Below are 13,562 nucleotides of genomic sequence, written 5' to 3' on the forward strand. Positions count from 1 at the left end.
GCGTTTCCGTCGAAACGCATCATGATCTAGGTCGCGCGCGGGCTGCGGATATCAGTAGCGCTTCTCGGACAGGATGCGCGCCGCGTGCTGCAGCTTCTCGACCGAGCGCTCGGTGTCGGTCAGCGCGCAGCAGCTGACCAGGGTATCGATGATCGCGAGCTGCGCGACGCGGCTGCTCATCGCCTCCGGGCGATAGCGCGTCTCGTTGGCGACGGTGTAGAGCAGCACCTCGCAATGCGCCGCCAGCGGCGACTTGCCGAGCCGGGTGATGCCGATGGTCCGTGCGCCCGCCGCCTGCGCCAGCTTGGTCGCCAGCACGGTCTCGACCGTGCTGCCGGAATGCGACACGGTGACGGTGGCAACCTCAGGGCCAGTCATTCCGGCGCTGACGGCCTGGACATGGGAGTCGACGATGGCATTCGCGGCGAGGCCGAGCTGCAGCAGTCGATAGGAGAGATCCTGCGCCACCGGCGCCGAGCTGCCGATGCCGTAGATCTCGATCCGCCGCGCCTCGCGCAGCAGCTTCGCCGCCAGCGCCAGCGCGTCCATCGACAGCAGCCGCCGCGTCTCCTGCAGCGAGGCGGCATGGGCGGCGAAGATGTGGTCGGTGACCGCCGCCGGATCATCGCCGCGATGCAGATCCTCCTGGATCAGCCTGACCGGCTCGATCAGGTCCCGCGCCAGCATGATCTTGAGCTCCTGGAAGCCGCGCACGCCCACCCGCCGGCAGAACGACACGATCGTCCCCTCGCTGACACCGCAGGCCTCCGCTACCTCCGTGATCGACATGTGGATGAACGGCTCCGGCCGCCCGACCACCAGCTCCGCAATCTGCCGCGCCTTCGGCGGCAGCTCGGTCTGCAGCTCCCGCACGCGGGACAGGATGCCGGTCGCCGCCGGCCCGGAGCTGAAGGTGGAACCCGTCACGCAAGCCTCATGCGGTTGACTGAGAAAATCTCATCGTGAATCAGATCATAAATAAATATTTCACAGCCACGTCAAGTCGCACTGCTACCCCTTCGGCCGCTCCCAGGCGGAGGCCGTTGCCCGGCCGCCGCCGATGTCCTCTCCAGGATTTCAGAAGGCCGAAACATCATGACAACACGTCGCGACTTTCTCGCAGGCGCCACGGCGGCGGCGACTTTCGCCAGCATCCGCCAGGCATTGGCCATTCCGGCGCGGCGCCGGACCGGCACCATTCAGGACGTCAAGCACATCGTCATCCTGATGCAGGAGAACCGTTCCTTCGACCATTACTTCGGCACGCTGCGCGGCGTCCGCGGCTTCGGCGACCGTTTCCCGATCCCGCTGGAGAGCGGCAAGCCGGTCTGGTTCCAGTCCGACGGCACCCGCGAGATCCCGCCCTACCACCGCGACTCCACGACCTCCAATGCGCTGGTCGGCTACGGCACGCCGCATTCCTTCGGCGACAGCCAGGCGGCGTGGAATCAGGGCAAGATGGGCTATTGGGCGAAGTACAAGACGCCCTACGCGATGGGCTATTTCGGCCGCGACGACATCCCGTTCCAGTTCGCGCTCGCCGAGGCGTTCACGATCTGCGACGCCTACCACGCCTCGATCACCACCGGCACCGATCCCAACCGCATCGTGTTCTGGTCCGGCTCCAACTTCAATCCGGCGCTGCGCGCGCAGGGCATCAACTCCACCACCAACGATGCCGAGCCGAACAATCTGCGCTGCTGGCCGAACCCGCACACTTGGGTCGCGGGCCAGCCGCAGCCGCAGGCGAGCTACAAATATGTCGGCAGCGACTTCAACTGGGACACGCTGCCGGATCTCCTGAACAAGGCCGGCGTCAGCTGGCACATCTATCAGGACATGAACGACAACTGGACCGGCGCTATGCACGGCTGTCTCGCGTTCTCCAGCTTCCGCCACGCACAGCCGAACGATCCGAACTATGTGCACGGCCTGACCGGCGGTCCGGACTATCTCGACCGGCTGAAGGCCGACGTCATGGCCGGCACCCTGCCGCAGGTGTCCTGGATCCTGCCGACGCAGGCGAACTCCGAGCATCCCGGCGGCGGCAGCCCGACCCGCGCCGGCAATTTCACCGACCAGGTGCTGGAGGCGCTGACGGCCAACCCGGAGGTCTGGAGCCAGACCGTCTTCTTCCTGACCTTCGACGAGAACGACGGCTTCTTCGATCATCTGCCGGCGCCGGCCGTGCCGTCCTACGACATCAACGGCAGACTGATGGGCAAGGCGACCCTGCCGCTCGACGGCGAGTATTTCTCCAACGCCGTCGGCAACGTCCTCACCGCGACCGATACGATCAGCGGCAACATCCGGCCCTGGGGCCTCTCCGCGCGCGTGCCGATGTATGTGGTGTCGCCGTGGAGCAAGGGCGGCTGGGTCAACTCGCAGGTGTTCGACCACACCTCGGTCGGCCGCTTCCTGGAGAAGCGCTTCGGCATCAAGGTCGAGGCCATCAGCCCGTGGCACCGCGCCGTCTCGGGCGATCTGACCTCCGCGTTCGATTTCGCCAGCCCGAACGATCCGCGCTTCCCGGAGCTGCCCGACCAGAGCAACTGGCAGGCGTCGGACGCGCACCAGAAGACGCTGCCGGCGCCCGTCGCGCCCGCGACGCCGCAGCCGCTGTTCCAGGAGACCGGCGCGCGCTACTCCCGCCCGCTGCCCTACATCCTGCACGCCACCGCGAAGGTCGATGCGGCCTCCGGCAAGGTGAAGCTGCTGTTCGCCAACACCGGCTTCGCCGGCGCCGTCTTCCATGTCTACGACAAGCTGCACCTCGACCTTATCCCGCGCCGCTACACCGTCGAGGCGGGCAAGATGCTGGATGACGAATGGAGTGTCGGCCCTGACGGGCTGTACGATCTCTGGGTGCTCGGCCCGAACGGCTTCCATCGCCACTTCAAGGGCGATGTCGGCAAGGTCAGGCAGGCACATGCGGCCAACCCCGAGATCTTCGTCGGCTACAACCTGTTCGAGGGCGGCCTGCACATGCAGCTGCGCAACGACGGCCAGGGCCGCGTGAATTTCGCGGTGAAGTCCAACGCGATCTATGGACCGCTGCAGGCCGTCACGGCGTCGGTGTCGGCCGCGCTGGAGCCGATGTGCCCGGGCTTCGGTCCGCGGCCCGACGTGCATCCGGTCGGCTTCGGCCCCGTCCCGGGCTTCCGTCCGGCGCCGGATTTCGATGCTCCGGGCTTCGGCTTCGGTGCGCCGAGCTTCTTCCCCGGCCCGAGCCATGGCGGTCCCTCGACCTCGTGGACCGTCAAGGCGTCGGCGCCCGGCCACCACGGCGAGCTGTACTGGCACCTGCGCAAGTCCGGCCTGTGGTACGACTTCGTCGTCACCAGCGACACCGATGACAGCTTCTACCGCCGCGTCGCCGGACACATCGAGACCGGCCGTCCCTCGTTCAGCGATCCCGGCATGGCGCTCGCCGATCGGTTCTGATCGCGGTGTGCCTAATCAGTTGCGGAGGGCGCCCCTGGGCGCCCTCTCGCCATTCAGCCGCCGCCGAGATCGTGAATCAACGGCGACAGACTGCCCGAGGAGATATCGAGCGTCGCCAGCGTGATCGGCAGCTTGAAGCGACGCGGTCCCGCACTGCCGGGATTCAAGTAGACCAAGCCATCGCGGGTCTCGATGCGGGCGCGATGCGAGTGGCCGGAGATGACCATGTCGATGCCCTCGGCAGCCGGATCGATTGTGAGATCATGGACGTCATGCACGACATGAAAGCGTCTGCCGCCAAGTTCGACGGTCTGGGTCGCAGGATAGGCCTTCGCCCATTCCGCGCTGTCGATGTTGCCGCGGATCGCGGTGACCGGTGCGATGGCGCGGAGATGATCGATGATCTCAGGACGGCCGATGTCGCCGGCGTGGATGATATGATCGGCGCCGCCGAGGCGTTGCTTCGCTTCCGGGCGGAGCAGGCCGTGCGTGTCCGAGATGATGCCGATGCGCATGTCGGAAGCTCACCTGATGCGTTGAGCGCTTATGCGATGCTCAGGATTTCCAGCTCCTGGCCCGATGCTTCGATCACGTCGCCGACCGCCTTGCCCATCAGCAGCCGCGCGACCGGCGCGACGTGGGAGATCATGCCGAGCTTCGGGTCGGCTTCGTCCTCGCCGACGATTGCGTAGGTCTGCACGCGGCCGTCGCCGCGCCTGAACGTCACCGTGCTGCCGAACGCGATCGTCGTGGTGGAGGCGGGCGGTGGCATCACCTGCGCGGTGCGCAGCCGCGCCGAGAAATAGCGTGCATCGCGCAACGGCAGCGCCTGCTCACGCCGGCGCTCGTTGACGTCCTCGATCGCTTGCGCCGCCTCGTAGGCCGCCTGCGCCTGATGAAGCTGATCCTGAAGCGCCTTCAACCCCGCCTCGGTGACGAGGTTCGGATGCGGCGAGACCGGCCGGTCCGGCAGGATCGTCTCTGCAGCCGTTTCGGCGCTCTCCTCCTTGGTGAATGCAACGCTCACGCGGGTCTCCTGCAGGCGCCGCCGGATGCGCAGCGCGTCGGGGAGAGATCATGCGGCGGAGACGAATTTCAAGCGGCCCGGTGAGCGCCATGCGCACGCGACGGCTCGCCCCTTGACAGGCGTCGACAACGCAGCTTGAATATACGAACTATAGTTCGCAATCCGAACCCTAGCAAGCTGAGAATGTCCGCCATCGAGACGGGCGTCAAGCAGGAAACGTCGGAGCCTTCCGTGGACGAGGAAACCAAGGCCGCGAAAAGCGTCGTGCAGTCGCTGGCCAAGGGCTTTCAGGTGCTGAATGCCTTCACCAGCGAGGAGCCCGAACTGGTGCTCGCCGACGTCGCGCGCCGCGCGGGGCTCGACAAGGGCACCACGTTCCGGCTGCTGAACACGCTCGTCATGCTCGGCTATGTCGAGAAGGTCGGAGACACGCGCCGCTTCCGCCTGACGCTGAAATGCCTCGACCTCGGCTTCAACGCGATCGCGCGCTCCGAGCTGCGCGACCAGGCGCGGCCAATTCTCCGGAGTCTGGTCGGCGAGATGAACGAGGCCGCCTCTCTCGCCGTGCTCGACGGCAGCGACATCGTCTATGTCGAGCGCATCCAGGCCGGCCTCGTCCGGCTCGGCGTCGACGTCCGCATCGGCAGCCGCGCGCCGGTCTATTCCACCGCTGTCGGTCAGGCGCTGCTCGCGCTGCTTCCGGTGGAGACGCAGATCGAGGTGCTCGAAGCGCAGCCGCGCATCAAGCGCACGGAGACCACGATCACCGATCTCGACGCGCTGTTGCAGCGCCTGCGCCACGTCAAGATCGCCGGCTACGCACTCTCGAATCAGGAAAACGCGCCGGGGCTGTGCGTGCTCGCGGCTCCCGTCGTCGATCGCGACGGCGTTCCGCTCGCTGCGATCAGCGTCGCCGCGCCGACGATGCGCATCTCGGCCGAGGCGTTCGAGCGCATGGGCGTGGCGCCGCTGCTGCGCGCTGCCGCGCAGCTGTCGCGCGCGCTCGAAGCCATGGGCGGCGCCACCGCCACCGTTTCCAACCGATGACACCAGAACTCACGAGGAACCCGACATGAGCGTCATGACCAACTTCAAGGGGATCATCCCGGCGATCGCCGTCCCCTTCAACGCCGACCACTCGATCGACGAGGCGGAGCTGACGCGCTACGCGGCCTGGCTCGGCAAGCGCCGCGGCATCGTCGGCATCATGACCAATGGCCACACCGGCGAGGTGTTCAGCCTCACCGCCAGGGAGCGCGCGGAGGTCACGCGCATCGTCGCCAAGGCGCTCGCCGGCATCTGCCCGACCATCTCCTCCGTCGTCTGCGAAGGCATCAAGGACGGCATCGAGCATGCGCTGATGGCCAAGGAGGCCGGCGCCGCCGCGCTCGACATCATGCCGCCGCATCACTGGCTGCGCTTCGGCTTCAAGCGCGAGCACTGCCTCGACTACTTCAGCGCGATCGGCGAGGCGACGAGGCTGCCGTTGATCGTGCACGTCTATCCGGCCTGGACGCGCGCCTCGTTCTCGTCGGAGCTGCTCGCCGAGCTCGCCCGCCTCGATCACGTCCAGGCGTTCAAGATCGGCACCCGCGAGATGAACAAATACGCCCGCGACCTCAAGGCGATCCGCGCGGCGGCGCCGCACAAGGCGCTGCTCACCTGCCACGACGAATATCTGCTGGCCTCGATGGTGCAGGGCGTCGACGGCGCGCTGGTCGGCTTCGCCTCGCTGATACCGGACCTAATCCACGATCTGTTCACCGCCGTCACCGCCGGTGATCTCAAGCTCGCGATGAAGCTGCAAAGCATGATCGATCCGCTGAAGGACGCGGTGTATGGCGCGGGCGAGCCGACCGGCGAGGCCCATGGCCGCATGAAAGCCGCGATGCAGGTGGCCGGCGTCATTCGCGACGCCACCGTGCGTCCGCCGACGCATGCGCCGAGCGCCGATGAGATGGCCGCGATCCGCGCCGCGGTGGCCGCGGCCGGACTGACGGTGCAGGCTGCGGCCTGAGTTTGCGACGAGGCGACAGCCGGGCCTGGCCCGGCTGCCGCCGCTAAATCAACGAACAAGATTCCGGGTGGACGCTCATGCTGATGATGGATGTCGAGACCGCACCCCGGCGCGCCGCGCCGGACGACGTGCTGATCGCGATCGACCAGGTCTCGAAGACCTACGTCTCCGCCTCCGGCGCGGCGGTGCATGCGCTGAGCCGCATCTCCCTCGACATCAAGCCGGGCGAATTCGTCTGCGTCGTCGGTCCGTCCGGCTGCGGCAAGAGCACCTTGCTGCGTCTCCTCGCGGGTCTCGACAGCTATAGCGAGGGGCGCCTGCTGCTCGATGGCGAGAAGGTCGCCGGTCCCTCACGCAAGGTCGGCGTCGTGTTCCAGGCCGCCAATTTGCTGCCGTGGATGACGGTGCGCGATAATGTCGGGCTGCCCCTGCGCGTCGGCGGCCAGCATGCGCCAGCCGGCGAGCGCATCGAGCGCCTGCTCGCCGTCACCGGCCTCGGCGATTTCGGCGACAAATACCCTTACGAGCTGTCCGGCGGCATGCAGCAGCGCGCCGGCATCTGCCGCGCGCTCGCGCGGGATCCGGAAATCCTGCTGATGGACGAGCCGTTCGGCGCGCTGGATGCGCTGACGCGCGAGCGGCTGAACCTCGAACTGCAGCGAATCTGGCAGGAGAACCGCAAGACCATCCTGCTGATCACGCACTCGATCTCCGAGGCGATCTTCCTGGCTGACCGCGTCGTCGTGATGTCGGCACGCCCCGGCCGCATCCTCGCCGATCTTCACGTCCCGATCCCGCGGCCCCGGACGTTCGACGACATCGTGCTGCATCCGGACTACGCGCGGCTCGCCAAGGAGGTCCGCGGACTGCTCAATGCCCAGGAGCACGGCCATGACTGATCTCGCCAACATCGCCGCGCCCGCCATGACCCAGCACCCGCCCAAATCACGCCGCCGTCTCAGCCTGGGCTCGCCGATCGCGTGGATCGGTCTCGCCGTGCTGCTCCTGAGCTGGATCGCCGCCGTCAAGCTGCTGAACATCCCGTCCTACATCCTGCCGAAGCCCGAGGCCGTCATCCGCGCGCTGTGGTCCGGGCTCGCCGTTAGTCCGGCCAGTCCGCTCGGCTACTACCTTCCACTATGGAGCACGCTGAGCAACGCCGCCGCCGGCTGCGCCATCGGCGTCGGTCTCGGCCTCGTCATCGGCTCGCTGATGGCCGAAGTTGAAGCCATCGAGCGCCTCGTGATGCCCTATGCCTTCGCACTGCAGAGCCTGCCGAAGGTGGCAATCGCGCCGCTGATCGTGATCTGGTTCGGCTTCGGCGACGGCTCGAAGATCGCGATCTCGGCGCTGCTGTCGTTCTTCCCGGTACTGATCAACAGCTTTACGGGCCTGCGCGCCGTCGAGCCGGAGCGGATCGACCTGATGCGCTCGCTCTCGGCCTCGCGCTTTGAGACCTATCGCATCGTCAAGCTGCCCAACGCCGCGCCCTTCATTTTCGCCGGCCTCGACATGGCGGTGGTGTACGCGCTGCTCGGCGCCATCGTCGCCGAGTTTCTCGGCGCGCAGCGTGGCATGGGCGTCGTGATCACCCAGGCGCAAGCGGTGTCGGATGTCGCCGGCGTGTTCGCCGCGCTGATCATCCTCGGTGTGCTCGGCATCGTACTGCACGGGATCGTGCGCTGGTGCGAGTCCAAGGTCGTGCATTGGGGTGCGAACAGAAAGAAATAAGAACGGGAGGAACGAACATGGTTTCGCGCAGGTCATTCCTGAAGGGCAGCGCCGGCGCGGCGCTGCTGATGAGCAGTGTGCCGACCCGCCTGATGGCGGCTGACGCCAAGAAGCTCCGCTTCGGCGTCGGGCTCAAGGCGCTCAACGCCACTGTCATCAATTGCGTGATCGGCGAGGCGCTCGGCTACAACGCGCAGGAAGGTTTCTCGCTCGACGTCCAGGCGCTCGGCACCAACGCCAACGTCCAGGTCGCGACCGATCGCGGCACCGTGGCGATCGGCGTGGGCGTGCCCTCGACGGCGCTGCCGCTGCTCGCCAAGGGCGAATGGAGCGGCGCCAAAATGTTCTATCAGTACACTTACCCCTACAAATGGGATATCGCCGTTCCGCCCGGTTCGGCGCTCAAGAGCTATACGGATCTGAAGGGCAGGAAGATCGGCGTCTCCGATTTCGGCGCCACCGAATATCCGGTGACCAAGAACGTGCTGAAGGCGCTCGGTCTCGATCCGGAGAAGGATGTGAGCTTCGTCGCCGTGGGCAACGGCACGCCGGCGGGCGTCGCCCTGCAGCGCGGCGTCATCGATGCGCTCGCCTATTTCGACACCGGCTTCGGCCAGATCGAGGCCGCCGGCATCGAGCTGGCCTATCTGCCACGACCGACCACCATCCCGATGGTCGGCGGCCAGTTCCTGATCGCGATGCCCACAACGTTCGAGAAGGATCGCGATCTCCTGATCGGCTTCGGCCGGTCGGTGTGCAAGGCCTCGCAGTTCCTGATCGCCAATCCCGCCGCCGGCGCCAGGGCGTTCCTCAAGCTCTATCCCGAGACGGCGCCGCGGGGCGCCAGCGAGGACGACGCGGTCAAGGCCGTGCTGCAGTCGATCAGCCGCCGCATCAAGCTCTATACGCCGCCCTATGCCGACACCAAGATGGGCGCGATCAACGAGCAGGAGTTCCGCACGGAAGCCGCGATGAACGGGCTCGACATCAAGGACTACAATGCGCTCTACACCAATGAGCTGATCGAGACGATCAACAATTTCGATGCGGTGAAGGTCAAGGCCGAGGCGGCTACGTACAAGGGATGACGGCAGAGCATCACGACAGCGGCTCCGGTGTTCGCCACGCGGTGGTGACCGGAACCAGTTCGGGCATCGGCCGCGCCATTGCCGAGCACCTGCTGGCCAGCGGCTGGCGCGTGACCGGGATCGATCGCGCGCCGTCGCCGTTCTCGCATGCGGGCTTCGCCGGCTTGCAGGCCGAGCTCGGCGACTCCCATGCGTTGGCTGCGCGACTTGCCGACATCGGCTCGGTGACCGCGCTCGTTCACGCCGCCGGCTACATGCGCGTTGGCCGGCTCGGCGAGCTCGCGCCCGACAATGGCGAGGGCATGTGGCGAGTCCATGTCGGCGCGGCCGAGGCGCTGGCCAATGCGCTGGCTCCCCACATGAGCGACGGCGGCCGCATCGTGCTGATCGGCAGCCGCACCGCCAATGGCGCCGCGGGACGCAGCCAATATGCCGCGACCAAGGCGGCGCTCACGGGCCTCGCGCGCTCCTGGGCGATCGAGCTGGCGCCGCGCCGCATCACCGTCAACGTCATCGCGCCGGCCGCCACCGACACGCCGTTCCTGCGCGATCCCGGCCGCGCCGGCACCGCGCCGGTGCTGCCGCCGATGGGCCGCTTCGTCGATCCCGCGGAAGTCGCCGCGCTGACCGCCTTCCTGCTGTCGGGCGAGGCAGGCGCCATCACCGGACAGAGCATCACCATCTGCGCAGGCGCTTCGCTCTAGGGGCAGCGCGCGACCACGACCAGGAGACTACCATGACCGTTCGTATCGTCGACGTCCGCGAGGTGACGAAGCCGATCTCATCACCCATCCGCAACGCCTATATCGACTTCACCAAGATGACGTCGAGCCTGGTCGCGGTCATCACCAACGTGGAACGCAACGGGCGACCCGTCGTCGGCTACGGCTTCAACTCCAACGGCCGCTACGGCCAAGGTGGCCTGATCCGCGAGCGGTTTCGCGCACGCCTGCTGGAGGCCGATCCGGCCTCGCTGCTGGATGCGACCAGGGACAACATCGATCCCGACAAGGCCTGGGCGGCGATGATGAGCAACGAGAAGCCCGGCGGTCACGGCGAGCGCTCGGTCGCGGTCGGCACGCTCGACATGGCGATCTGGGACGCGGTCGCCAAGATCGCGGACAAGCCGCTGTTCCGCCTGCTCGCAGAGCGTCACGACCGCAAGGCCGATCCGCGCGTCTTCGTCTACGCCGCCGGCGGCTACTACTATCCCGGCAAGGATCTCTCGGCCCTGCGCCGCGAGATGCGCGGCTATCTCGAGCGCGGCTATAACGTCGTGAAGATGAAGATCGGCGGCGCGCCGATCGACGAGGACCGCCGGCGCATCGAAGTCGTGCTCGAGGAGATCGGCCCGAGCAATCAGCTCGCCGTCGACGCCAATGGCCGCTTCGACCTGGAGACGGCGATCGCCTACGCCAAGATGTTGAGTGACTACCAGCTGTTCTGGTACGAGGAGGCCGGCGATCCGCTCGACTATCATCTGCAGGCGACTCTGGCCGACTTCTATCCCGGCCCGATGGCCACCGGCGAGAACCTGTTCAGCCATCAGGACGCCCGCAACCTGATCCGCTATGGCGGCATGCGCCCGGACCGCGACTGGCTGCAGTTCGACTGCGCGCTGTCCTATGGCCTGTGCGAATATCTGCGCACGCTCGACGTGCTCAAGACCCACGGCTGGTCGCCGTCGCGCTGCATCCCGCATGGCGGCCACCAGATGTCGCTCAACATCGCCGCCGGCCTCGGCCTCGGCGGCAATGAGAGCTATCCCGACTTGTTCCAGCCCTATGGCGGCTTCCCCGACGGGGTGAAGGTGGTCGACGGCCACATCACCATGCCCGATCTCCCCGGCATCGGCTTCGAAGGCAAGTCGGATCTGTATGCGGAGATGCGCGCGCTGAGTGCATGAGGCGCGAATGTCGAGCAACAAACTCGGTGTCGTCCCGGACAAGCGCGCGGTACGCGTGCGCAGATCCGGACCCATATCCCCAGGGGGGAGGTTCGAGGCACGACGGCAGATCGATTTCGCCCAGCCACATCCGCCGCAGCGTATTGGTCCCGGGTCAGCGCCCGTCAACGCTGCGCGTTGCCGAGCTTGCCCGGGACGACACCCGATGTGAGACGCCTGCGAGGAACGTCCACTGAGTTCGTTGCTGCTGATACGCCCGACGGGCAATTTGCTCATGGCTCCCCTGTGCCAATTGCCCGTCGAGCCAGTTTGTCGCACGGCTCAAGCCTTGTGTCGTCGGGCAAATCACCTGCACATTTCCGCGCATCCCGCCTCACTCGGAAGGGGCGTTGCGCGCGATCGTCACGACACGCGAGGCGGGGATGCGATGGCCGCGAGAGCTCGCAGCATGTCTTCATCGATGTGCGGACGAACGGGCGCTTGCGGACGGTCAAGTCGCGTGGTCCTGGCCTCCCGACGCTGAGGTCAAGTGCGCGCTGCTGCGGAGAGCACGGCGTGGACGACGGTGGCCAACAAGCCGGCGCACCGGGGAGATCGCGAAGCAGCCGTCAACCCATCGCGCAGGGAATGCCGGAATGTCGGCTGAACCTGTGGTACCTGCCGCCTGCATTTCTTTCCGCAGGCGGGCCATGGGTGAGGCCTTCACCCGGCATTCCCTGCGCCCTCCGACTTTTGAGGGTGACGATGATCAGCACAACTCGGGCATGAGATGCCGCGGGGATCGCCTGCGCGCGCCAAGACAAAGGTGTCGTCCCGGAGCAAGCCGCGACGTCACGAAGCGACGGCGAGGCGCCGACCCGAGACCCCATAACCCAAGGGAGATGTGACTTGCGCGGGATGGAGGATCAGCGTGGTGTTTCAACGACCGCCGGTGGCTATGGATCCCGGCGTTCGCCGGGATGACGGCGGAAAATGGGAGTGCGGCGCCTCACGCCTTTGCCGCCTTCGAGGCCAGTGCGTCGGCGACCGCGGTGCGGATGTCGGCAACCGAGAACGGCTTGGTGATCACGTCATGCGCGATGGCGCTGAGATTGGAGGCGCGCTCGCGCTGGTGGGCGAAGCCGGTCATCAGGAGGATCGTCAGATCGGGGAAATCGCGCGCCGCCGACAGCGCCAGCGCGATGCCGTCCATCACGGGCATCTGGATGTCGGTCAGCAGCAGGTCGAAGGCGCCGTTTTCGCGGGTGAGAATGTCGAGCGCCTCGGCGCCGTCCTGCGCCGTGACCGTCTCGTGGCCGTCCATCGCGATCGCGCGGGCGACCAGCGTCCGCATCGAATCCTCGTCGTCGGCGATCAGCACGCGCGACATGTCGTTTCGTCTCCGTCTCGCGGGCCCCGCGGGCGACCCACGAGACCGGAACCATCATGCACTGCCGGCGGCGAGATCGCGCCGGTTGAAGAACCGTATATCGATATTGCGTCCTTCGGGAGGGGGCGAGGCCAAGCGCGACTTGAACGTCGTGCGTTCACCGGGCTTGAGCGCGGTCTGCTCGAGCAGCGCGTTCCAGGCATAGATCTCCATGCCCTGCGCGTCGCGCACACTGAACCGAAGCCGGGGCAGGTCCACGGCCTTTTTGGTCATGCTCACGATCGTGCCTTCGATCACCAGCACCGGCTTGCCGTCCACGGTCTCGGTCGCGATCTTCACGTCCTTGAAGGACAGCCCGCGGAGGTTCACATCGAGCCCGACGAGTCTGTAGAACGATGCCGTCTGCGGCAGCAGCCGGACGACGTCCGCCCGCCAGAAGACGAGCGCGATCGCGGCCGCCGCCATGGCGGCGGTGAGCGCCGGCAGTTTGAGCAGCTTCCTGCCGGGAAAATCCGGCAAGGACGGGCGCTTCAGATGTCTGGTGAGGCCGGAGAGGCGCGCGAGCCGGCCCTGCGGCTCGGTTTCGGCGGATGCATCGCTGGGCTCCTCCGCGGCGACATCCTCGGGCCAGCCGGCGGCGATCGGCGGGCTGTCAACCTCCGGCGGCTGTTCGTCGGGTTCCTCCCGGGCCAGGGCCTCCCATTCGTCGGCCGCATCGCGCGGCGCAGGGGCCGCGTCGGCCTCGGCCATCGCCGGCATCGGCGCAGGCGCCTCGACGGCGTCCTCGGGGCGGGCCAGCCAAACCTCCTTGCAACGGGCACAGCGCACGCTGCGGCCCGCCATACCCAGGGTTGCCACGTCGATGGCATAAGATGTCGTACAATGGGGGCAAACGATGAACATCGCGCCTGTTCTCCAAACGGCCATTGCCGCTTTGTTTCCGGCAGTTCGTGCTACAAGGACCCCCATGTGGACGAACT

Annotated in this window: 13 protein-coding genes; 8 read left to right on the plus strand and 5 right to left on the minus strand. The window is 67.0% G+C overall.

Annotated features, from left to right (window positions below; all coding sequences use genetic code 11):
- Window positions 1-51: 51 nt before the first annotated feature.
- Complete coding sequence (locus ACQR1L_RS21165; RefSeq protein ID WP_434859848.1) at window positions 52-927, minus strand: MurR/RpiR family transcriptional regulator; 876 nt, start codon at window positions 925-927, stop codon at window positions 52-54.
- A gap of 168 nt (window positions 928-1,095) precedes the next feature.
- Between ACQR1L_RS21165 and ACQR1L_RS21170 the strand changes: the two genes are divergently transcribed.
- On the plus strand, window positions 1,096-3,444 hold the full coding sequence (locus ACQR1L_RS21170; protein WP_434859849.1) for a phosphocholine-specific phospholipase C: 2,349 nt from the start codon (window positions 1,096-1,098) through the stop codon (window positions 3,442-3,444).
- Between the two features lie 53 nt (window positions 3,445-3,497).
- On the opposite strand, the gene ACQR1L_RS21175 is transcribed toward ACQR1L_RS21170, so the two are convergent.
- Both ACQR1L_RS21175 and greA read right to left on the minus strand, forming a co-directional pair.
- Window positions 3,498-3,959 (minus strand): metallophosphoesterase family protein, encoded by a 462-nt coding sequence (locus ACQR1L_RS21175; protein ID WP_434859850.1) that lies wholly within the window; start codon window positions 3,957-3,959, stop codon window positions 3,498-3,500.
- A 29-nt stretch (window positions 3,960-3,988) separates the two neighbouring features.
- Window positions 3,989-4,471: a transcription elongation factor GreA gene (gene greA / locus ACQR1L_RS21180; protein ID WP_434859851.1), complete on the minus strand. Its 483-nt coding sequence runs from the start codon at window positions 4,469-4,471 to the stop codon at window positions 3,989-3,991.
- Between the two features lie 183 nt (window positions 4,472-4,654).
- Between greA and ACQR1L_RS21185 the strand changes: the two genes are divergently transcribed.
- From ACQR1L_RS21185 to ACQR1L_RS21215, 7 genes are all read left to right on the plus strand, one after another.
- Window positions 4,655-5,518: an IclR family transcriptional regulator gene (locus tag ACQR1L_RS21185; RefSeq protein ID WP_434859852.1), complete on the plus strand. Its 864-nt coding sequence runs from the start codon at window positions 4,655-4,657 to the stop codon at window positions 5,516-5,518.
- Between the two features lie 25 nt (window positions 5,519-5,543).
- Window positions 5,544-6,488: a dihydrodipicolinate synthase family protein gene (locus ACQR1L_RS21190; RefSeq protein WP_434859853.1), complete on the plus strand. Its 945-nt coding sequence runs from the start codon at window positions 5,544-5,546 to the stop codon at window positions 6,486-6,488.
- Between the two features lie 77 nt (window positions 6,489-6,565).
- A complete protein-coding gene (locus ACQR1L_RS21195) occupies window positions 6,566-7,387 on the plus strand; it encodes an ABC transporter ATP-binding protein (protein ID WP_434859854.1) in 822 nt (273 codons plus the stop codon).
- Window positions 7,380-8,219 (plus strand): ABC transporter permease, encoded by an 840-nt coding sequence (locus tag ACQR1L_RS21200; RefSeq protein WP_434859855.1) that lies wholly within the window; start codon window positions 7,380-7,382, stop codon window positions 8,217-8,219. Before ACQR1L_RS21195 ends, ACQR1L_RS21200 begins: the two co-directional genes overlap by 8 nt.
- Before the next feature lie 17 nt (window positions 8,220-8,236).
- On the plus strand, window positions 8,237-9,307 hold the full coding sequence (locus ACQR1L_RS21205) for an ABC transporter substrate-binding protein (protein WP_434859856.1): 1,071 nt from the start codon (window positions 8,237-8,239) through the stop codon (window positions 9,305-9,307).
- Window positions 9,304-10,011: an SDR family NAD(P)-dependent oxidoreductase gene (locus tag ACQR1L_RS21210; protein WP_434859857.1), complete on the plus strand. Its 708-nt coding sequence runs from the start codon at window positions 9,304-9,306 to the stop codon at window positions 10,009-10,011. Before ACQR1L_RS21205 ends, ACQR1L_RS21210 begins: the two co-directional genes overlap by 4 nt.
- Before the next feature lie 32 nt (window positions 10,012-10,043).
- Window positions 10,044-11,213 carry a mandelate racemase/muconate lactonizing enzyme family protein gene (locus ACQR1L_RS21215; protein WP_434859858.1) on the plus strand — a complete coding sequence of 390 codons (1,170 nt, stop codon included), beginning with the start codon at window positions 10,044-10,046 and terminating at the stop codon, window positions 11,211-11,213.
- A gap of 988 nt (window positions 11,214-12,201) precedes the next feature.
- On the opposite strand, the gene ACQR1L_RS21220 is transcribed toward ACQR1L_RS21215, so the two are convergent.
- Both ACQR1L_RS21220 and ACQR1L_RS21225 read right to left on the minus strand, forming a co-directional pair.
- Complete coding sequence (locus ACQR1L_RS21220; protein WP_434859859.1) at window positions 12,202-12,582, minus strand: response regulator; 381 nt, start codon at window positions 12,580-12,582, stop codon at window positions 12,202-12,204.
- 54 nt (window positions 12,583-12,636) lie between these two features.
- A complete protein-coding gene (locus tag ACQR1L_RS21225; RefSeq protein WP_434859860.1) occupies window positions 12,637-13,485 on the minus strand; it encodes an MJ0042-type zinc finger domain-containing protein in 849 nt (282 codons plus the stop codon).
- Window positions 13,486-13,562: the final 77 nt, after the last annotated feature.

The sequence above is a fragment of the Bradyrhizobium sp. HKCCYLR20261 genome (assembly GCF_051168435.1).
GTDB lineage: Bacteria > Pseudomonadota > Alphaproteobacteria > Rhizobiales > Xanthobacteraceae > Bradyrhizobium.